General features: G+C 48.5%; 20 protein-coding genes. 11 read left to right on the forward strand and 9 right to left on the reverse strand.

The window, feature by feature from the left end:
* Nucleotide 1 precedes the first annotated feature (1 nt).
* The 9 genes from U5R06_07460 (at nt 2) to U5R06_07500 (ending at nt 9,897) form a co-directional block, all read left to right on the forward strand.
* On the forward strand, nt 2–274 hold the full coding sequence (locus U5R06_07460) for a hypothetical protein (protein ID MDZ7722643.1): 273 nt from the start codon (nt 2–4) through the stop codon (nt 272–274).
* Nucleotides 201–1,643, forward strand: a complete 1,443-nt coding sequence (locus U5R06_07465; protein MDZ7722644.1) for a hypothetical protein — start codon at nt 201–203, stop codon at nt 1,641–1,643. The genes U5R06_07460 and U5R06_07465 overlap by 74 nt, the downstream gene beginning before the upstream one ends.
* A gap of 15 nt (nt 1,644–1,658) precedes the next feature.
* A complete protein-coding gene (locus tag U5R06_07470; protein ID MDZ7722645.1) occupies nt 1,659–3,698 on the forward strand; it encodes a hypothetical protein in 2,040 nt (679 codons plus the stop codon).
* Nucleotides 3,699–3,846: 148 nt separating this feature from the next.
* On the forward strand, nt 3,847–4,869 hold the full coding sequence (locus U5R06_07475; GenBank protein MDZ7722646.1) for a PorV/PorQ family protein: 1,023 nt from the start codon (nt 3,847–3,849) through the stop codon (nt 4,867–4,869).
* Between the two features lie 84 nt (nt 4,870–4,953).
* The gene (locus U5R06_07480; protein MDZ7722647.1) at nt 4,954–6,282 is read left to right on the forward strand and encodes a hypothetical protein; all 1,329 of its coding nucleotides are present in this window, start codon (nt 4,954–4,956) and stop codon (nt 6,280–6,282) included.
* Between the two features lie 82 nt (nt 6,283–6,364).
* Nucleotides 6,365–6,550, forward strand: coding sequence for a hypothetical protein (locus U5R06_07485; protein MDZ7722648.1), 186 nt, complete (start codon nt 6,365–6,367; stop codon nt 6,548–6,550).
* Complete coding sequence (locus tag U5R06_07490) at nt 6,534–6,944, forward strand: hypothetical protein (GenBank protein MDZ7722649.1); 411 nt, start codon at nt 6,534–6,536, stop codon at nt 6,942–6,944. Before U5R06_07485 ends, U5R06_07490 begins: the two co-directional genes overlap by 17 nt.
* Before the next feature lie 1,195 nt (nt 6,945–8,139).
* Nucleotides 8,140–8,601: a T9SS type A sorting domain-containing protein gene (locus tag U5R06_07495; protein ID MDZ7722650.1), complete on the forward strand. Its 462-nt coding sequence runs from the start codon at nt 8,140–8,142 to the stop codon at nt 8,599–8,601.
* Nucleotides 8,602–8,709: 108 nt separating this feature from the next.
* The gene (locus tag U5R06_07500) at nt 8,710–9,897 is read left to right on the forward strand and encodes a glycoside hydrolase family 88 protein (protein MDZ7722651.1); all 1,188 of its coding nucleotides are present in this window, start codon (nt 8,710–8,712) and stop codon (nt 9,895–9,897) included.
* Between the two features lie 283 nt (nt 9,898–10,180).
* Here U5R06_07500 and U5R06_07505 read toward each other — a convergent pair whose 3' ends face one another.
* The gene (locus tag U5R06_07505) at nt 10,181–11,527 is read right to left on the reverse strand and encodes an MATE family efflux transporter (protein MDZ7722652.1); all 1,347 of its coding nucleotides are present in this window, start codon (nt 11,525–11,527) and stop codon (nt 10,181–10,183) included.
* Nucleotides 11,528–11,708: 181 nt separating this feature from the next.
* On the opposite strand from U5R06_07505, the gene U5R06_07510 reads away from it, so the two are divergent.
* The gene (locus U5R06_07510; protein MDZ7722653.1) at nt 11,709–12,776 is read left to right on the forward strand and encodes a DoxX family protein; all 1,068 of its coding nucleotides are present in this window, start codon (nt 11,709–11,711) and stop codon (nt 12,774–12,776) included.
* Complete coding sequence (locus U5R06_07515) at nt 12,743–13,276, forward strand: hypothetical protein (GenBank protein ID MDZ7722654.1); 534 nt, start codon at nt 12,743–12,745, stop codon at nt 13,274–13,276. The genes U5R06_07510 and U5R06_07515 overlap by 34 nt, the downstream gene beginning before the upstream one ends.
* A 281-nt stretch (nt 13,277–13,557) precedes the next feature.
* Here U5R06_07515 and U5R06_07520 read toward each other — a convergent pair whose 3' ends face one another.
* The 8 genes from U5R06_07520 to U5R06_07555 all read right to left on the reverse strand — a co-directional run bounded on the left by U5R06_07520 (nt 13,558) and on the right by U5R06_07555 (nt 20,708).
* Nucleotides 13,558–14,409 (reverse strand): hypothetical protein, encoded by an 852-nt coding sequence (locus tag U5R06_07520; GenBank protein ID MDZ7722655.1) that lies wholly within the window; start codon nt 14,407–14,409, stop codon nt 13,558–13,560.
* A 142-nt stretch (nt 14,410–14,551) separates the two neighbouring features.
* On the reverse strand, nt 14,552–14,716 hold the full coding sequence (locus U5R06_07525; protein ID MDZ7722656.1) for a hypothetical protein: 165 nt from the start codon (nt 14,714–14,716) through the stop codon (nt 14,552–14,554).
* A 44-nt stretch (nt 14,717–14,760) separates the two neighbouring features.
* Nucleotides 14,761–14,898 carry a hypothetical protein gene (locus tag U5R06_07530; GenBank protein MDZ7722657.1) on the reverse strand — a complete coding sequence of 46 codons (138 nt, stop codon included), beginning with the start codon at nt 14,896–14,898 and terminating at the stop codon, nt 14,761–14,763.
* Nucleotides 14,899–14,930: 32 nt separating this feature from the next.
* Nucleotides 14,931–15,179: a hypothetical protein gene (locus U5R06_07535; GenBank protein MDZ7722658.1), complete on the reverse strand. Its 249-nt coding sequence runs from the start codon at nt 15,177–15,179 to the stop codon at nt 14,931–14,933.
* 78 nt (nt 15,180–15,257) lie between these two features.
* Nucleotides 15,258–16,361, reverse strand: coding sequence for a sugar-binding protein (locus U5R06_07540; GenBank protein ID MDZ7722659.1), 1,104 nt, complete (start codon nt 16,359–16,361; stop codon nt 15,258–15,260).
* Nucleotides 16,362–16,402: 41 nt separating this feature from the next.
* Complete coding sequence (locus tag U5R06_07545) at nt 16,403–16,552, reverse strand: hypothetical protein (GenBank protein MDZ7722660.1); 150 nt, start codon at nt 16,550–16,552, stop codon at nt 16,403–16,405.
* An 89-nt stretch (nt 16,553–16,641) separates the two neighbouring features.
* Nucleotides 16,642–19,677, reverse strand: coding sequence for an efflux RND transporter permease subunit (locus tag U5R06_07550; GenBank protein MDZ7722661.1), 3,036 nt, complete (start codon nt 19,675–19,677; stop codon nt 16,642–16,644).
* Nucleotides 19,674–20,708 carry an efflux RND transporter periplasmic adaptor subunit gene (locus U5R06_07555; GenBank protein MDZ7722662.1) on the reverse strand — a complete coding sequence of 345 codons (1,035 nt, stop codon included), beginning with the start codon at nt 20,706–20,708 and terminating at the stop codon, nt 19,674–19,676. Before U5R06_07555 ends, U5R06_07550 begins: the two co-directional genes overlap by 4 nt.

Genomic DNA, 20,708 nt, shown 5'->3' on the forward strand with positions numbered 1-20,708 from the left:
AATGCCTTACGGTAAACTGCAGTACGGCCTGAATATTCTCGACGGATTCGAGTACCCGAGTTATGATGCGCTTCCGGGCGTTCCGAGACGTTTCCGGCGCAAGGAAGGTGATCTGTACGACAATACCAACACAAGCCAGTATAGAGCCAAATTTGAACTAAATTCGCAGATCGGTCACCATCACTATGTCAAAGGCGGCTTTGAATACAATTATATCGATCTGGATCACGAACTCTGGGAAAAATGGAAACGAAAATTATTACAACGTTTATGAATTCAACTATCACCGCACACCCAGCCAGACCGGTGTTTTCATTCAGGATCAAATCAGTTATTCGAATATCATCGCCAATCTTGGACTTCGTTTTGATTACTATTACGGCGGCGGGGGCCAGTGGCCCACGGGTGACCCGTTTGCCACAGAAGTATTCACGCCGCAGGCCTTTGCAGAGGATTCAGTGCTGTTTGAATATCTGGAACGCGGCAAATCCTATATCTGGGACACCTGGAAAGAATATGATGAAGAACATCCGGGATTCCTAAAGCCGATTAAAAACCATTTCACGGTCAGTCCGCGCATCGGTATTTCCTTCCCGATCACCGTGAATTCAAAATTTTACTTTAACTATGGGCATTTCCGCTCCAATCCGCCCTATTACACCATGTATCTGTACCGCTACCGCTATGACAAGAACGGGCTGTACGACATGTCAAATCCCAATCTGGCACCGCCTCGCACCATCTCTTACGAACTGGGTACGGCCGTGAACATTTACCAGAATCTGGTGGTGCGGTTGTCCGGGTATTCGAAAGATGTAACCGGCAAGCATGGTGAAATCACATACCAGAATGCGGCCGGAAACCTGGATTACGATGCCTGGGCCAACAATGAATATGAGGACATTCAGGGATTCGAGATCAATATCGCCAAAAAGGACAACAGCTGGGTAACGGGCTGGGTCAATTTCAATTATATGCTAAAAAAATCCGGTCTCAGCGGCCGTGAACTGATAACCGACGTGACCATCAACAACGACCAGGAAGGGCTGTACAGAGGTCAGGAATCGCGCGCCCTTCCCGTACCGGAACTGAACGCTAACATCACATTTCGTTCGCCGCGCGACTGGGGTCCGGAGCTGATGGGGCTGCATGTCCTCGGCAGCTGGAATTTGACCCTGTTCGGAGAATGGGAAGCCGGAGATTATTTTACCTGGAATCCTCTGAACGAACTGCATGTGAGTGACAATATGCGCTGGCCGAGTTATTATATGCTGGATATGAAAGTGACCAAAACATTCAGCATCGGCGGACTCAATACCACCTTTTACATTGATGCCAGCAATGTACTGAATTTAAAAATGAACATGATGCATCGCGGGTATGCCTTTGAATACGTATCCGGTACGGATATGGAGGAACGTCCGGACTTTTTCCGGTACATGGCCTCTCTGCAGCTGCCGCGTTACGATTCGCCAAAGTATGATCAGCTGCGGGAACGCTATCCGGGATATTTTATACCCGGCGATGACAAGGTCGGTGATCTGCGTTCATCGGATCAATCGTATATCAATGATCCCAAAAATACATACTGGTATTATGGCAGACCCAGAGATATCTGGTTCGGTTTGCGGTTCAGTTTCTAAACTATGGAGTCTTTAATGAATGTTCTAAATTTTTTCAAAAACAAAATATTGTATATGCCGCTGCTGACGGTGATGGTTGCAGCCCTGATTGCAGGCTCTTCTGCACTGATCGCCCAAACCCAGCCCGAACTTGAAAAGGCACAAATCCGCATGGGACATGTTTGGTGCGGTGTTACGGCGAACGGCGGCAAGGGTAATTTCGATTATCGTGCAGGATTTTTTCCGAATGATTATGACATATTGGGGGTCCGTGGCCAATACCGGGAAGCCTGGGCCGGAGGCGGTTTTCAGTTGACCACCACCAACTGGGTGGATCCGCTGGATTCCCTGCATATTGCCGCTATTTACGGTCCGACAAATGAATTCAGGCCGATCGGCAAAGTGGTCGAGCCCATGACCAATTTTATCCGTTACACCTATCCGGAAGAGACGGTAGATTTTCAGACGGTTGATCTGGAACCGTTTGGCGCTCATGCGCCGGAACAATTCGGCGAGGAAACCTACGATCAGGTCCTTAAAGTGACGACGGAAAACATTCTCGGTGTTGAGGTCAAGCGCAAGATCATGGCCTGGACGCAGAATTTTCACAATGATTATATTCTGGTGGATGTCACCCTAACCAGTGTCATCGACTCGACACTCTATGATTTTTATATCAATATGAAATTAAACGGAGAAAACACATTTCGTTCAAACGGCAACAATCCCAGTCCGGCGGCCGGGGAGCGTTTTGATCCGGCTGTCACCTGGCAGCATTATTACGGCGGACGAGTGGGTGATTCACTGCGTGTGTTTTACGAGTACAGCGCCGATGAGCCGGAAGAAACCGGAGATGATATGGGCGCGCCGGCGCCGTCTCAGGGCGGACGGCTTTTAAATCCCAACTATATCTGGTATTCTATACTGCATGCATCCGAAACACCGTTTTCCGATCCTTCGGAAGACCAGGATGATTTTCTACAGCCGCGCGTTACCTATATCGGCAAAGACAATCTGATTCCCTATAATGAACAGGGGGATGAATTCGGCAGTAAAAATTACTGGGCAATTCGGGGCGGCTATTCTGAATTCTGGCCTATGACCGGCAATACCTGGCCGAACACATTTCACGGCGGCAACAGTGATGAAATGGGCAGTGCGGATTATGCCAGTCATCCCGGCGGCAGCCATCAGGCCGGCAACTCTAAAATGTGGTCCAGCTTTGGGCCTTACACTCTTGAACCCGGCAAAAGCATCCGCATTGTTTATGCGAGCGGCTATACCGGTCTGAGCCTTGAAATGGCCAAACAGGTGGGTGAACAGTGGTTGGAAGAAACCCTAAAAGATCCGCCGGGCATTCCGAATGAACGCAGCGGATATTTTCCAGACAATTTTGTATTTCCTCAAGGCGCCACAGAAATGGACAAGATCAAAGACCGCTGGCTCAGCACCGGTATCGATTCAGTTATGAAAAGCGCCAGTCGGGCCAAATGGAATTTTAAACAAAAGTACCAGGTGCCGCAGGCTCCGCCTCCCCCTTCCATGGTTGAGATCACCGGACTCGGTACCGGCGTTGAAATCCGCTGGTCGAATAGCGGGGCTGAGGAGATGGACAATTTTGCCGGACACCGGATTATGCGCCGAATCTCCAATATGGACACCGTGTTTTATCAGGAAATTTACAGAACAAGTCCTGATGATAAAGCTGATGAACATCTTTATGTGGACAAGGATGTGCTGATCGGCGCCCAGTACTATTACTATATTCAGGCCATAGCGCGTATTCCGGAGAATGATTTAAAGGCACATCCCACCAGCCGCGGCAAACTCATTTACAGCAGCCGGGTACTGGAGCCCAATATTTACTGGATCAATCCTCCGCATTTTTCACAACAGGACCTGAACAAAATCCGAATCGTGCCGAACCCATACAATATCAATGATCCTCTGCTGGTGGAACAGGGATTCACAGATCAGCGTGCGATTCAGTTTTTCAACCTGCCTCCAGGATCACCATCAAGATCTTTACAGAACACGGTGACCTGGTCCAGACGATTGAACACGACAGTCCGGTGAATTCCGGACACGTGAACTGGGATATGATCACAAAAAATCAGCAAATCATCAACAGCGGCGTATACATCGCTGTTTTTGAAAAACCCGACGGCTCTGTCTCTTATCAAAAATTTGTGGTCGTCCGCTAAGAAACAAGGAGAATGTTCTCATGAAATTCTGTAAACACTTATTCATGATATTGATCGTTGCCATGACCGCGGTTCCGGCCGCGCGGGCGCAGGTCGGTTTGACCAAAGTCGCCCAGAGCACCATGAATTTTCTATTGGTGAATGTTTCCCCGAAAGCGGCCGCCATGGGAGAAACGTTCACAGCCGTGGGGGAAGGCGCTGAAAGTATATTTTTCAATCCGGCGGGCGCCGCTGAACTGAGTAACAACAGTGCGTTTGATGTGAAAATGTACATGACCCAATGGATCGCTGATATCCAGTATATGGCCGGCGCTGTGGTGTGGAACGGCCGACATCTGGGAACCATCGGACTCTCTGCGCTTTGGGTGGATTACGGCACAATCTACGGCACCAGTTTATTGAGCGGCGGTGAACAGGCCCAGTATCCCCTGGGGTACAAGGATAACGGCACACTGAGCAATGTCGGTTCCTATGCCCTTGGGCTCACCTACGGCTATGCGGTCAGCGACCGGTTTCTGATCGGCGGTAATTTAAAGTACGTCGGACAAAATCTCGGTGAAAACATGATGGGCGGCAGCATCGTGCAGAACGATGCCCAAAAACTGGTGGTGGATGCCGGGGTGAAATATTACACCGGTTTCAAGAGCTTTCGGTTCGGAATGGCGATCCGTAATTTTTCCTCGAATCTGAAACGTGAAGAAATATCTGAACCGCTCCCCCTGCTGTTCACCATGGGGCTGGCCATGGATATTCTCGACTTTTTTCCCATGGACAATCCGGACGCCAATTCCCTGACTCTGGCTCTGGACTTTTTACATCCGAACAACTATACCGAACGGATTAACTTTGGTATAGACTATACACTGTGGAATGCCCTGTCGCTGCGGGCCGGATACCAGACCAATCAGGACGTGGCGAACTGGTCAACCGGGCTGGGTATCCGAACTGCAGTCGGGAAGAATGATATAGACTTTGCATATTCGTATTCAAATTTTGATGTCTTTAACAGCGTAAACCGTTTTTCAATGGGTATCAGATTTTAGGATCGTTCACATAACAAGAGTGAACTGTGGGAAGGCGAAAAAAACTCTTATAAATGTGAACACTTAACCAAACAAGGAGGAAACATGAAGAGAGGATGGATAGTAACCCTTGGTGTGATATGCGCGTTGTTTGCTGTCACACAGCTGAATGCACAGTGGCTGATCTATGATGCCAGTGTGCTTCCGGCTGAAACCGGGACCGGAGAGTACACACTGGATCTCACCAGTGTCAGTGATAATTCACCGGGCGAAAATTTTGTCGAGGAAATTATTGCTGATCCGGATATTCCCGGTAATCAATTACTCAAGTACCTGCATCCGGACGGCAAAACTATGTACCGGTATTACTTTGATGATGCTTACAGCGACTCGGCGTTTACACTTATGGCTCGGGTAAAGGCTGAACGCGATGAAGCCTTTGACCGGGCATTTGATCTGCAATGGAGAAACGCCAATGCCGGCAGCCGGGACGAACTGCGCATCTGGCCGGCGGACAGTACTCTCGAACTGGAAAAAGCCGATGTTGAGATCAAAGTCGATATGGACCTTTACGGATGGCACACCTACCGTATTGCAGTCGATGGCGATAAAGCCACTGTTTACATTGATGAAAATCCGGTTGCTGTGGTCAGCGGTGTCTCCGGTTCGTCCAGCGGTGATCAGTACATCAAAATCGGCGACGGCTCCGGTGATGCCATAGGCGGATACCTGGACTGGTGCATTCTCGACCCTTCCGGTGCTTATGCTCCGGGCGAAGGCAATGCCCTGCCTGAAGATCTGTATGTCGAAGGCGCTCAGGAAGAGGTTTCTCCCTGGCTGGTTTATGATGCCAGTATACTGCCCTCTGAAACACCGACAGCCGAAAATACTCTGGACCTCACCAGCGTCAGTGACAACTCACCAGGAGCAGGATTTGTACAGGAAATCATCGATGATCCGGATCTGGCCGGTAACAAACTGCTAAAGTACCTGCATCCGGACGGCAAAACCATGTACCGGTATTACTTTGATGATGCCTATGCAGATAGTGCGTTCACCCTCATGGCACGCGTCAAAGGCGAACGCGACGCAGCCTATGACCGCGCGTTTGATTTGCAATGGCGCAATGGAAATGCCGGCACGCGCGATGAACTGCGGATCAGCCCGGAAGACAGCACTCTGGAACTGGAAAAAGCTGATGTTGAGGTCAAGGTCGATATGGACCTGTACGAATGGCATACCTACCGTATCGCGGTCAACGGTGATGAGGCGACTGTTTACATTGACGAGTACCCGGTCGCCGAGATCAGCGGCGTGTCCGGTTCGTCCAGCGGCGATCAGTACATCAAGATCGGCGACGGATACCGGCGATGCCATCGGCGGTTATCTGGACTGGTGTATTCTGGATCGTTCCGGCGCTTATGCGCCCGGTGAAGGTTCGGCTCTGCCCGAACATTTAATTGTAGACGGCGGCAACCAGGACGTCCCGCACTGGCTGATCTACGAAGGCAGCGTGTTGCCCGAGAATACCGGCGGTGGCGGTGATACGCTGGACATCACCAGTGTCAGCGACAACTCGCCGGGCGCGGATATGGTGCAGGAAATCATTGACGATCCGGACATTGAAGGCAACAAACTGTTAAAGTACCTGCAGCCCGACGGCAAAACCATGTTCCGGCATTATTTTGATCGAATCTTATGAGGATTCAACATTCACACTGATGATCCGGGTTAAAGGCGAAAACAATCCGGAAACCTATGACCGATCCATAGATATTCAATGGCGCAACGGCAATGCCGGTACACGCGATGAACTGCGCATTTTCCCGGCGGACAGTGTACTGGAACTGGAAAAAGCGGAAACTGAAATCAAACTGCCGGTGGATTTTTACGAATGGCATACATTCAGAATTGTGGTCAACGGTGATGTAGCGACGGTTTATCTGGATGAAGCTCAGGAACCTGTACTCAGCGGCACTTCCGGGTTCATCGACAGACGCCAAGTACATCAAATTCGGCAACGGCTCCGGCGATGCCATCGGCGGTTATGTCGATTGGTGCATTCTGGACACTTACGGGGCCAATGTGCCGGGTGACGGTTTGCCGCTTCCGGGTTATCTTGAGGTTGATCTGGCCGCTCCGCCTGACATTCCCCACTGGCTGGTTTATGACGCCGGCGTCCTGCCGGGAGAAACCACAGCCGGCGGCGACACACTTGACCTCTCCGATTTCAGTCAGGATTCGCCGGGCGCCACATTTGTCGAAGACATTGTGGATGACAATGATATTGAAAACAACAAACTGCTGAAATATCTGCAACCCGACGGTGAACGCATGTACCGCCACTATTTCAAGGAAGAATTTAAAGATTCCCTGTTCACATTAATGGCGCGCGTGCGCGGTATTGATTCTCCCGCCTATGACCGGGTCTTTGATCTGCAATGGCGCAACGGCAATGCCAATTCCCGCGATGAACTGCGCATCTGGCCGGAAGACAGCACTCTGGAACTGGAAAAAGCAGGTGTGGAAGTCAAGGTGGACTTGAATCTTTATAATTGGCACACCTATCGCATTGTTGTAATTGGTGATTCTGTCGCCGTTTATATCGATGAACGTTCGACTCCATACATCACCGGCGTGTCTACCTCGACCAGCGACGATAATTACATCAAAATCGGCGACGGGTCCGGTGAAGCCATTGGTGGTTATCTGGATTGGTGCATTCTGAATCTCTATGGAGCAGCAGATCCGGGTGAAGGTCTGGCTGTTCCCGAAGACCTGTATGTGGATCCCTATATTGCTCCAATTGCTCCCGGCTGGAAAGTGTATGACGCCAATATCCTGCCGCAAATGACGGGAAGCGGCGGCGATTCTCTGGATCTCACCAGTATGAGCCAGGATAATCCGGGTCCTGATTTTGTCGAAGAGATCATGGACGATCCGGATGTTCCCGGCAACAAGATCCTGAAATATCTGCAGCCGAATGGGGAACGTATGTACCGTTATTATTTCCCGGAAGGCTATAGCAAAAAAGCCTATACCATGATGGCGCGGATCAAGGGCGAAAATGATCCGGCTTATGACCGTGTATTCGACCTGCAGTGGCGCAACGCCAACATCGGCAGCCGTGATGAACTGCGTATCTGGGGCGAAACCGGTGAATTTGAACTGATAAAATCGGATACCGTTGTAAGCAGCGGTCTGGATATGTATCAATGGCATACTATACGAATTGCCGTTTCCGGAGATACATCCTGGATCTATGTAGACGAAAATCCAGTGCCGGTTACTATGGGCCTTTCAGGCGAGTCAACCAGTGACAATTACATTAAAATCGGTGACGGCTCAGGTGAAGCCATCGGCGGTTATCTGGACTGGTGTATCCTTGATCTCTCCGACGCCTATGCGCCGGGTGAAGGTGAACCCTTTCCTGAAGGATTGATCGTGGACGGATATGACACCGGTGTAGCGGAAGAAGCAACGGTACCGGATCAATATGCGCTGGGACAGAATTATCCAAATCCGTTCAATCCCACGACGACGATCGAATTTCAGCTGCCTCAGGATGATCATGTAACCGTGACCATTTTCAACGCAGTCGGACAGACCGTGACAGTACTGACGGATAAATCCTACAAGAGCGGTGTCCACAAATTGACATTTGACGCTGCCCGGTATTCATCCGGACTGTATTTTTACAAAATCAAAACCAACTCGTTCAGCAAAGTCAGAAAAATGATGCTGCTGAAATAATTTCACCTCCCCGCAATGCCAGGTCGGTTTCATGCCGGCCTGGCATGATCCGGGGAAGGCAAACAATCAGGAGATATTATCCAGATATTTAAAACGGCGGAACCAGCGATGAAGACGAGACAAAAATTATATCCGATAATGATACTGCTCTTGGCCTGTATATCTGCAGGCATGTATTGTACACCCGAGAAAAAACAATCCCCGTCCCGGGGTCTGCAATGGGGGATCCGCATGGCGGAATCCGTGATTGTCAGGCATCCGGACAATTATTACAAGTGGGATTATGTGACAGGCACGGTTTTGCGCGGCTTTGAAGAACTCTGGCTGTTGACCGGCGAACGAAAATATTACGAGTATATCAAAAAAAGTGTTGATTTTTCGGTTAATGAGGATGGTTCAATTAACGACTATGATCTCAATGATTACAATATCGATGAAATCAATGAAGGCCGCATGCTTTTATTTCTGTACAAAGAAACCGGCGATGAAAAATACAAAAAAGCTGCAGATCTATTATATCAACAACTGATCGAGCAGCCGCGTACATCCGGGGGCGGATTCTGGCATAAACAAAGATATCCGTTCCAGATGTGGCTGGACGGTTTGTATATGGGCGCGCCGTTCTATGCGGAATACGGAAAACTGTTCAACAACCCTGAAATATACGACGATGTTGTGCTGCAGTTTGAATTATCAGAAACCCATACACGCAATGCCTGGTCCGGTCTGTTATACCATGGCTGGGATGAAAAAAAGACCCAGGACTGGGCGGATTCTAAAACCGGCCAATCATCAGAATTCTGGGCGCGTGGCATGGGCTGGTATGCCATGGCGCTGGTCGATGTCATTGAAATCATGCCCAAAGAATACCAGCAGCGTAAAGAACTGATGGATATTTTGGCCCGGCTGGCCAAAGCCATAAAAAAAACCCAGGACAAAGACAGTGGTGTCTGGTGGCAGATCATGAACAAACCGGAGCAAGCCGGGAATTATCTTGAAGCTTCGGCGTCCTGTATGTTCACCTATGCCCTGGCCAAAGGTGTGAGAAAAGGATATCTGGACGAATCGTATCATCGGATAGCGGACCGGGGCTATAAAGGAATAATCGATCAGTTTGTCAGTGAAAATTCTGACGGAACCCTAAATTTGAATCAAATCTGCCGTTCAGCCGGATTGGGATACGGCAGGGATGGATCTTATTCATATTATATCAATGAGGATATAGTCAGCAATGACGGCAAAGGTGTCGGCCCGTTCATTACGGCAAGTGTTGAAATTCACAAGCTGAATAACTGAACTGGTTTACCTTGCTAAAAATAAAAACAGATATTCATCCCCCCGACCTTGGTTAGCCGGATGCGTCGTTTTTGTATGATACGGTTCATCAGTGAATCAGCGCATCCAGCTTTCCTGATTTTTCATTTATTACCTATTATGTGCTATGATACGACAGCAGTCTGCAAAACATCATGGAATCCGGAATGGGGTTCGGATCAACCACAGCCTTTTCAGATTTAAGCTCGGGCGCGCAATATCGGCGGTATCACCCATATCAGCATACCAGTGACCAGCCTGCCGTTCAGCTTGCGGTGTTCCGCTTCAGAAATGCCCTAACCAGAATATAGGCCAGAATACCGGTCAAAATATTTGCCGTGAACGCTGCCCAGAATATCCCTTTGATATCCCAAAACCAGGCAGCGAGAACAGACGTAGGCACATAAAGTCCGACCATGCGCAATGCGGTCAGGCCTGTGGCCGGAAGTGGTTTGTTGACGCCGTTAAAGACAGAAATTCCGAGAACCAGAAAGCCGATAAACATATAGCTGAAGGAGACAATCCCCAGGTATTGGGCGGTAATATCAACAACCTGCATATCGTCGCTGAACACACCGGCGATTTCGTGCGAGAATACCTGAGCAACTATAAACAGGATCAATCCCCACCCCACGGAAAACAGGGCGCCGATCCGGTACCCCTGCAGAATGCGTTCTTTTTGTCCCGCCCCCCAATTTTGTCCGACAAAAATGATCATCACCGAGCCCAGCGCATGGATAAACAGCATGGCAAACATTTCGAGGCGAGTAACCACACCGAATGCAGCAACGGCGGGTTCGCCGTAACGGGAAATAATGCGCGTAATAATGCCGATGGACAGCGGTGTAATCAAGATGCTGATCGCGGCAGGGCCGGCTATGTACAGAACCTTTCCCCAAATTCGAAAGATATCGCGTCGGGTTGGAAGATTTTTAGTGAGTAATTGATCACGTTTTATCAGAATGTACAATGTCAACACCATACCCATTGCGCGTCCGAATACCGTTGCCAATGCCGCACCTTTCAGCGACAGTACCGGAAACGGTCCCAGGCCGAAAATCAAAAACGGATCAAGCACAATATTCACACTCGCTGATAGAAGCATGATCATACCCGGCGTAAATGTATCTCCGGTGGCCCTGATGATATTGTTGCCCATCATGGGAATAATGACAAATATCATTCCCCAGTACCAGATACTCATATAATCATGGATTAATTCGAGCATCTCACCTTCTGCCCCGAGAACTGAGAACAGCGGACGGATGGTTAATTGTCCGGCTGCAATGAATACCAAAATGATCATAATTCCGAGGAACAGCGCTGAGGTGGCATAACGTCGGACAGTGAGATGATCAGCCCCGCCGATACTGCGCGAAATCAGGGATGCCGTGCCAATACCCATTCCCAGTGAAATACTGGTGACCAGCATAACCACCGGAAAAGAAAATCCCAGCGCAGCGAGTTCATTCACACCCACTTGCCCGATGAAATAAGTATCCGCCAGATTAAACACCACCATGCCCAGCATACCGAAAAGCATGGGCCAGACCATGTGCACCAGACTGGATGCAATATTGCCCTCGGTTAATGTTATGTTTCTGCGTCTCATTGGTGTCATTTTTGATTCAAATTTCGAGTTGATTCAGATTCAAACAATATAACAGATCGAACGAAGAAAAACAAAAAGTATCCTTTGCAAATGAAAATGATGACAATATGCTACTTGACTTGTTCACCTTTAACATTTAAATTATAAAAAAATTGATAATGCGCTTTATAAAGGATATATCATGAATCCGCAAACACCTCCCTTTCGCCTGAAACTCGCCATCACATTGTTAAATATTGCTATAGGCTGGCATTTCCTCTACGAAGGTTTGGTCAAACTCATTGATCCGGCCTGGTCTGCAGCCGGATATTTAATGAATTCAAACGGTTTTTTATCGGGCTTTTTTCAATGGATGGCAGGTTCAGATCTGCTGCTGACAGCGGTTGATTTTATCAATATTGCCGGACTCGTCATCATCGGTTTGTTTATTATGCTCGGTTTGTTTACCCGATATGCGGCGATAGCCGGAGCATTGCTGATCGGTTTTTACTATCTGGCGCAACCGCCCTGGACCGCAACCAAAGTAAGTTATGCCAGTGAGGGGCATTATCTGCTGGTGGATAAAAATCTGGTGGAAATCATCGCTCTCATCGTTATTGCCAATTTACCGCAATCGTGGTATTACGGACTGCAAAGGCTGATTAAGATCAGACTGCCGAAAAAAAACCGGATCAAAGCGCCGGACGACATCAATCACAACCTGGACGGTCATGCACTAAACCGCCGCAGACTGGTCAAGAATCTGGTTTCCTTGCCGTTTGTCGGCGCCCTGGCATTTGCATTCATCAAGAATCACGGCTGGGAAAGCTTTGAAGAGACACAACTCAACAACAAACTGAACCTGAGCGATGCCAGAACCGGAGCTACGGTTCAAGTCAATGATCCGGTCGATCTGTCCAAACTGAAAAAACCGGTTTCCAAAGGTAATATCGGTGATCTGCAAATCAGCCGTCTGATCTGCGGCGGCAACCTGATCAGCGGGTTTGCCCACAGCCGTGATCTGATTTATGTATCCTCCCTGCTGAAAACCTATTTCACAGAGAAAAAGGTACTGGATACCTGGTGGATTTGTGAGCAATGCGGCATCAACTCGATTGATATGCGTACGGCGCCGCCTGAAATCAATTTGATTCATACTTTTGGAAACAGGGCGGCAACATGCAGTGGATCGCGCGCGTTTATCCCCAGGAAAAACATTTCAAGGAAAATATCGATATGGCGTTGGACAACGGCGCTTCTGCAGCATTGATTATGGGCAACATGGGTGATCAATGGATCCGGGACGGTAAATTCGATCTGGTCGGTGAGGTGCTTGAATACATCAAAAGCAAAAAGGTGCCGGCCGGACTGGCAGGACATGAACTGGTTACAATCAAAGATGCGGAAGAGCATCATCTGGGCGCAGATTTTTACATGAAAACCCTGCACAGCAACCGCTACTGGTCCTGGCAGCCGGATGAATCCAAACAGGATTGGGTGATCGACAATTATGACACGGACAATTACTGGGCGCGCACGCCGGAGGCAACGATTCAGTATATGGAAAGCCTGGACAAACCCTGGATCGCCTTCAAGGTCCTGGCCGCCGGCGCCCTTTCCCCGGAACAAGGGTTCAAATATGTATTTGAAAACGGCGCCGATTTTGCCTGTGTGGGCATGTTTGATTTCCAGATCGTGGAAAACGCCAATAGTTTTACGTCTGTTGTGAACGATCCGGGATTTACACGGAAACGCGAATGGATGGCGTGACAAGGCGTTAATGGGTGAAAAGATACGGGCAGCGGCGGATCACCCCGGCGTTCATTGGTCATATCTTTGCTGCAGGAAATACCATCAACCGTGTCGAATCCATGCTTGTTGAGTAGATAATCCGGCAGGTATCCCCGATGCCACTTGCTCACACAGGCGGCGCAGCCTTTTACGCTTGAGCCGTCAGGCAATAGTCGATTTCGATTGCGAAATACCGGTTTCATGGAACGGAAACAGCGCTGTATGAACTCCGGTGCAAAATTCCGCGCTGGATCGTACCATTAATCCTCAGGATCTAATTCGCCGTACAATTTTGCTTCACAGTCAGGACAGATGCCGTGGCTAAAGCGAGTATTTGATCGATTATGAAAATAATGTTCGACCTGTTCCCAGTATCCCGAGTCGTTGCGTATTTTTTTACAATTGGCGCAGATCGGAATAATGTCCTGCAGCATTTCAATTTCCTGGATCGATCGCTGCAGCCGATCAATCAGTTCCTCTTTTTCGATATTTGCTGATTTGAGTGCGGTGACAGTAGCGGTGAGAGCCTGGTTCGAGCTATTTAACCTTTTCTGTACAACCTCACGCAAAATTTCCATGACCAGCGCAAACGCATAGATTACAATATAAGCGGGAATGAACCGAATCATCAAATCCGGGGGATAGACGGCAAGTCCCGGAATTAGAGGCGCAACCACAAAGCTCAGGCTGGTCATAAACAACAGCAGCAGCGCCAGGAAAGAGCCCCGCTTTGATCCAAGCATAAACAAAGAAATCAACGGATAAGAAAACAGCCAGACAAATCCTGTAGCGTTGACACCGCCGGAGGTGATGAGATAAAAGTAAAATAACCCAATAACGGCAGAACCCAAAAATGCGGCGATATTATAGCGTTTTTTGCGGCGGAGAAAAACAAACAACCCAATCAAAAACAACCACACGGCAAAGTCAATCACAGCAACGATGATATAGTCCTGAATCAGAGCCAGTATCCCCAATATGGACAGGAAAATACTTCCGAAAAAGATGATGAGATTTGACAAAAAAACCTTGCGCAAAATTTCAAGATCATGATCCCGGGGCAAGCCGCTGGAGAATAAAGACCAGAACCATTGTTTCAATTTTTCAACCATAATATAATTCCTCTTTAGATAGAAGAGAAACGCTTATAAATAACAGGTTGTTCCCGTACAACAGAGAAAAGAGATATGAATAAAAAGTACAAAACAGACCATACCATAGTATGTACTGTTATACCCTAGCATATTTCATTAATTAATAGTGCTTTATATAGACTGGTGAGCGATTGGGCAATGAATCCACCATAACCAGGGTGCCGCCTGTTTGCACAAATTGTATAATATTTTGAGCGGTCTGCGGATGCATAGATTCAACCCCGGTCAACATCAGGGCTTCATATTGCATGGGCCCGTATATCAACGTTCCTGCTAGGTTTTCCTGAAGCGACTCGCAAATCCATCCGTTCAGTTGGCGCCGGCAAGTTCGATGCTGTCACAAAACAGGGCCCGCAGAATATCCTCGAACGGTACTCCTGTATCCGCTGATATTTTCAAAAGCCTCTGCAGATAGGCGCGTGTCACTTTGCGGTTATAGTGTTCCATGACATTCCCGGCAGCCCCGGGCGCCCCGTACATCACTTTTCGGCGACCCCGCTGCCGGATACCGTAAACCAGCTCGAACGTTCACCCGGTACGGTATAGTTTATAGTTTTGTTTTGATACAGATTCATCAAATCAATGGATTGCGAAACATCGTGGGTACTCTCAGGAATCATATTGTTAAAAAAAAGATCATTCTGCTCTCCTTTTCCGGCATGCGCCCAGGGGCTTTGCTGCTGAAAACTTTTACGCAGCTGTTCGTGCAATTTTTGAAAACAGGTCATTGGGTTCGGTTTATTCCGATATTTGCCTGTATCTCTGAAAATTTTCGGCGGCCGAATTTCAACCGCCGAAGGCAAGGATCAGCGAGTCAGCATCATTTTGCGCTGATGACATTGTGAGTTGTTCTGTAGACGATAGAGATAACCCCCTGAAGGCGCTTGAACGCCAGAATCCATCAGGCCATTCCATGTGGCGCTATAATGACCGGCCGGCAGAGTCTGATCAACCAAGGTACGGATTTTCTGTCCCTGCATATTATACACCACAAGGCTTACATATCCTGTAGAGGCAAGAGAATAAGTAATTCGCGTGATCGGATTGAATGGATTGGGAACATTGGGATTCAGAGTAAAATCATCCGGCGTCATTGATTCCTGGCGGACAATGGAAACAAAATCCGTCTCTACAAATTTTACTGTACCAAAATCCGAGGCATTCTGCCAGTGGTCGTTATATTTGTGCTGCGGTACATAGACTGATCCGATGAAATTATCGCGTGATTTCGGCTCCTCATTTATTCCGTCATTATCGCAGTAAGCCAATGACAGGCCGCTGACTTTGCCGATAAAGAGTTCTTCCGTCGGATTGCTTGCATTGTTCACATCATAGGATTCGTTGAACACAGCCATGGCAATTTCCCAGGTGTAAAGTGTGTCCTGCTCTTTGATGACACAGCGCAGATGGTGAGTAAAGTCCACGGGGTCCCATCCCTGCTGCAGGTCAATGACCTCATAAGCAACCGAATTATTGCCAGCTGTAATATGATAGGCGAATGCATTATTATCATGTGTATGATCCCCATCCGAATTATCTTCATCGCAGAAAATCTCGACCACATCCCAGTCCGGCCAGCCGCCATCCGGGTAACTGTAGCCTTTGACCAATGCATCGTCAACGATCTCGACCAGAAAATAAACCGAATCAGTGTCTGATGACCAGCTCACTTTATACCGCCCTGTAAAATCTTCAGCAGGCAGACTGCCGCCCCAGGGAATCCAGACCTGATCGATGGTCTGCCACGCGGCATGATCCCAGCAGGCATCCGATCCGAATCCATCCATTACCGGCGGTGTTTCGGCTTCACGCGCATAAACAGTATCGTCCTGTACCAGCGTCTGCAGCGGATTTGCGGACGCAGCACTGAACAGCACAGCAAAACATAAAATAAAATAGTAGAATTTCATTACACTCCTCTCAAAGGTTGGACATGAATGGTTTGTATAGATCATCTTTTTGATGCATCTGCAAAAAGTATGCTGTTGTAGAATTTTTCAAAATGCTGCATCGAGCGGCGCCCCATGCTGTCAAAATAAACCGCCACGCTGAGCCAGTCAGAGTAAGGCGCTTTTGTATCATAATCATCAAACGTCCGCATACAGGTATTCCGGGAGTACCGGGGCGCCAATGAACCTATACTCCATTTTACTTTTATGTTGCGCCTTGCTCATATAAGGTGTAAAGTCTTCAGGCTGTTTTTGTGAACAAACTGTAAAGCACCGGCACAATCAGCAGAGTCAGCAGGGTTGACACCAGCAGACCCCCGATGATGGTCCACCCCATCTGCGCCCACATGGTACCGCCGGTCAGCGTCAGCGGCAGCAGTCCGCCAATGGTGGTCAATGCAGTCAAAACAATAGGAACAAACCGGGTTTCCGCTGAAATTTGTACAGCCTCAATCAGAGACTTGCCGGAACGCAGCAGCTGATTGGAATAATCAACAAGAATGATGGAATTGTTCACCACAATTCCCACCAGACTCGTGAGTCCAATGAACGCTGAAAATGAAAAGCTGTTTCCCGTAATCAGCAGCGCCAATATGGAACCTATAATCGCCAACGGAATGGCGGAGAAAACAATCAAGGGCTGGGACCAGGAGCGGAACTGCAGCACCAGTACAGCGAAAATACCAACCAGTGCCGCCAGTATGGCCTGCATCATGCCGCCGAACGATTCCTGACGGCTCTCCTGCTCACCGGCAATACTGTAACGGTAGCCTGTCGGCCATTGATAGTTGTCGAGTTTTTGCAGAATACCGGAGACGAGATCATCTACTGTGTATCCCGGACGGACATCCGAGGTCAGCAAAACAGAGCGCTCCATATTGTGATGAGAGATATACAGCGGGCTGGGTGTCAATTCCACTGCAGTTAGTTGATAAAGCGGGATCATGGTTCCGGACATTGACGCTATATAAATATCGTTCAGGTCTGACATACGCGGTGTTTGATCAACAGGCAGTCGCAGGACCATATCATAGGCTTTCCCATTGACATCACGGTACTCTCCAAGCGTCAGTCCGTTCAGAGCGGCACGAACCGTAAAATCAATATCAGAAAGCCGGACTCCCAGCATGGCGGCTTTGTCCCGATTCATTTTTATTTTCAGATTACTTTTGCCGGTGCGCAGCGGATTGTCAATATTCACCGTGCCCGGATGTTGTTTTAGCATACTTTCCACATCCCCGGCAATGCGTTCCAGCATTGCCATATTGTCTCCCAGAACTCGAATGGCTACCGGCGCTTCAACCGGTGGACCCTGTTCGAGTTCCTTGATCTGAATTTTAGCTCCGGGATAACGGTCAAAGCGCTTTCGAAGTTCAGCAATAAGCTGCTCTTGTTTTTCACTGTTGTAAGACTCGAGCTCAACAAACAATTGAGCGTGATTGCTTTTTGTACGTTCGGCAATAATATTATAATACAAACGAGGATTGCCGTGTCCGATATTCGAAGCAACGGTTTTTATTTCAGGACAGGCCTGCAGAACTGATTCCACATCCTTGCTTATTCTGTCTGTTTCATTGAGATTCATGCCCTGGGGCAGATTGATATTGACAAAAAACTGCGGTTTTTCCGCTTTTGGGAAAAAACTGACACCGATAAAACGGAATAATCCCAGTGATAGAATCAGGGCAAGCGTGGACACTATTAAAACTTTGAGCGGATGTTCGAGCGCCCGGAATAGTGTGCGTCTGTACACCGTTTCGATAAATCGGTTTAGCCGCTGACGCACCCGGCTCTGTCTCTGATTGTCTGATGTGCACAATAATTTTGAAGCAAAGTAAGGAGTCACAGTCAGGGAAACCAGCAGTGACGCGGACAACGTGTACACCACCGTCACCGGCATACTGCGGATAAAATCTCCGGTTACATCCTGAATGAGGATAATCGGAATGAACGCCAACACCGTAGTGGTTGTCGCGCTGACCACCGCCCACCCGATTTGAGTGGTGCCCTGCACAGCAGCCTGAGTGCGATCCAGTCCCTGATGAATAAACCGGCTGGTATTTTCAGTCACCACAATGGCATTATCCACCAGCAGGCCGAGAGCAATCACCAGTCCGGCAATGGACATTTGCTGCAGGCCATAACCGCTCATATCCACCAGTCCGATAGCCGTCATAATGGAAATAGGAATGGCCAGCATAACGATCAACGCCGGACGTGCTCCCACACCAAGCAGAATAATGGTACCAACCAGCACGATACCCTGCAGCAGATTCATAAAAAACCCGCGAATGCGTTTGGATACGCTGGTCGACTGGTCGAAAACCGTCTCCATCCGAACATTGCCCGGCAAGCTTTTTTTATGATCGTCAAGAACCGGATGCAGATTGTCAAATATTTTTAAGATATTGGTGCCGGGTTTTTGACTGACAGACAGGTAGATACATCGTTCGCCATTGAATCTGGCTTTGTATGTGACGTCATTCGGCCTCATGTCCACCTCAGCCACATCTTTCAGATAAACCACTTGGCCGGGTGCCGCATTGATTACCGTGTTTTCAATTTCCCGCACAGATTCATAGCTGCCGCTGGTTTTAATGCTCAACCGGCGTGACCCTACATCAATGGCTCCGCCCGGTATGTTCACATTGGCATCCTGGATAGCGCCGATGACACGGTCGATGGAAAGCTGCCATTGCGCCATCTTTGTCATATTGATGGAAATACGCACCTGTTGATCCGGCAAAGCCCACAGCTTTACATTTTTCACTCCGGGAATCCGTTGCATGTCATCCTGAAGACGTTCGGCCCGTTCTTCAAGATCGCGATAAGAGGCGTCATCGGATACCAGGGCCAAGTGTAATATCTGAACGTCGCTGATGCTCCATTTCATCAACGTTAGGTCATGAATTCCGTCCGGAAGCTGAGAGCGCATGCTGTTGACCTTTTGTACAACCAGATCATATTTTTCATCCGCATCGCTCCCGGGTTCAAATTCAACAGCCACCACACCCAGCCCATCCGATGCTTCAGCAGACAAATGTTTAATATCTTCCAATTCATTGACAATCGTCTCAATAGGATCGACAACCAGCTCCTCAACATCAGAAGGACCGGCTCCGGGATAAATAACAATGATACTGGTTCCCGGCGGTGTCACAAGCGGATCTTCGGTTTTGGGCATATCCAGAAAAGAAATAACGCCCATCAATATCAATAAAACAACAATAATCAGGGTAAACTGATGATGTTCAATGGAACTTTTGGGTAATTTCATAATTCCGGCCTCGCATTTTGTTCAACGATTACCGGCATTCCCGGGCTCAGATAGGCTGCTCCATCGGTGATAATCTCTGTAACGGACAAATCGGGTTCCACCAGCACGGAATCATCAGTCATGAACGCTATTTTGACAGCATGTTTGCTGGCTCGTCCATTTTCAACTGAATAAACAGAGGCCTGTGATCCATCGGCCTCCACCAGCGCTTTGACCGGCAGAATGTTAAATATCTGTGTATCACCGGGTATCAGTTTAACACGCGCGACAAATCCACTTTTCAGCTTGAGGTCGACAGACTGGAGGATAATCTCCAGCGGGTAAGTGCCGGTTTTGGGTGACAGGGTTCCGGAAAGCTGCTTGATGTATCCGGATACGGGACGATCCGGAAAGGCATCAAATACAACAATCGCCCGGTCGCCGCGATTGAGTCTGATAACATCTGATTCAGTTACAGAGGTCCTCAGCGCCCAGTGATCATCCAGTTGCCCAAAGAAAAAAACGGGATGTCCGGCAGCTACCATTTCGTGCTCATCCATCAATTGAGAAAGAATATATCCATCTGAAGGAGCGGTTATACGGGCATGACGCAGGTTAAAGTCTGCGATTTTCAGGTCAGAGTGAGCCATTTCAAGCGCTGTTTCAGCATTCTGCAGCTGTTCCAGTGTGGTTACGCTGTCGGTATATAGTTTTTTCACTCGATTATAGTCACGCCGGGCTTTATCCAGACCGCTACGGGCCTGCTGGACACGCGCTTTAATTTCATCCAATTTGAGCACAGCCAGACATTGTCCCTGAACAACCTGTTCGCCTTCAAGCACACAAACACTGTCAATAAAACCGCCGATTTTAAAGGATAACCTCAATTCTTTCTCTGCTTTCAAAAGTCCGCTGGTGACAACGGGACGTGATGTTCTATGCTGTTTTATTTTATCGACCCGAACCGGTACGGCATGAGTTTGCGGCTGTTCCGGTTCATGACAGGCCAGCAACAGTAAAGCAGATGTCAAAATCATATATCTATATTTCAT

The organism is candidate division KSB1 bacterium (assembly GCA_034521575.1).
Classification (GTDB): Bacteria; Zhuqueibacterota; Zhuqueibacteria; order Residuimicrobiales; family Krinioviventaceae; genus JAXHMJ01.

Excerpts from the sequence above, each read along its gene's own strand:
- U5R06_07460 (MDZ7722643.1), top strand. The coding sequence starts at position 2 with ATGCCTTACGGTAAACTGCAGTACGGCCTGAATATTCTCGACGGATTC.
- U5R06_07470 (MDZ7722645.1), top strand. The coding sequence starts at position 1,659 with ATGAATGTTCTAAATTTTTTCAAAAACAAAATATTGTATATGCCGCTG.
- U5R06_07475 (MDZ7722646.1), top strand. The coding sequence starts at position 3,847 with ATGAAATTCTGTAAACACTTATTCATGATATTGATCGTTGCCATGACC.
- U5R06_07480 (MDZ7722647.1), top strand. The coding sequence starts at position 4,954 with ATGAAGAGAGGATGGATAGTAACCCTTGGTGTGATATGCGCGTTGTTT.
- U5R06_07495 (MDZ7722650.1), top strand. The coding sequence starts at position 8,140 with ATGGGCCTTTCAGGCGAGTCAACCAGTGACAATTACATTAAAATCGGT.
- U5R06_07500 (MDZ7722651.1), top strand. The coding sequence starts at position 8,710 with ATGAAGACGAGACAAAAATTATATCCGATAATGATACTGCTCTTGGCC.
- U5R06_07505 (MDZ7722652.1), bottom strand. The coding sequence starts at position 11,527 with ATGAGACGCAGAAACATAACATTAACCGAGGGCAATATTGCATCCAGT.
- U5R06_07510 (MDZ7722653.1), top strand. The coding sequence starts at position 11,709 with ATGAATCCGCAAACACCTCCCTTTCGCCTGAAACTCGCCATCACATTG.
- U5R06_07515 (MDZ7722654.1), top strand. The coding sequence starts at position 12,743 with ATGGCGTTGGACAACGGCGCTTCTGCAGCATTGATTATGGGCAACATG.
- U5R06_07520 (MDZ7722655.1), bottom strand. The coding sequence starts at position 14,409 with ATGGTTGAAAAATTGAAACAATGGTTCTGGTCTTTATTCTCCAGCGGC.
- U5R06_07530 (MDZ7722657.1), bottom strand. The coding sequence starts at position 14,898 with ATGGAACACTATAACCGCAAAGTGACACGCGCCTATCTGCAGAGGCTT.
- U5R06_07535 (MDZ7722658.1), bottom strand. The coding sequence starts at position 15,179 with ATGACCTGTTTTCAAAAATTGCACGAACAGCTGCGTAAAAGTTTTCAG.
- U5R06_07540 (MDZ7722659.1), bottom strand. The coding sequence starts at position 16,361 with ATGAAATTCTACTATTTTATTTTATGTTTTGCTGTGCTGTTCAGTGCT.
- U5R06_07545 (MDZ7722660.1), bottom strand. The coding sequence starts at position 16,552 with ATGCGGACGTTTGATGATTATGATACAAAAGCGCCTTACTCTGACTGG.
- U5R06_07550 (MDZ7722661.1), bottom strand. The coding sequence starts at position 19,677 with ATGAAATTACCCAAAAGTTCCATTGAACATCATCAGTTTACCCTGATT.
- U5R06_07555 (MDZ7722662.1), bottom strand. The coding sequence starts at position 20,708 with ATGAAATATAGATATATGATTTTGACATCTGCTTTACTGTTGCTGGCC.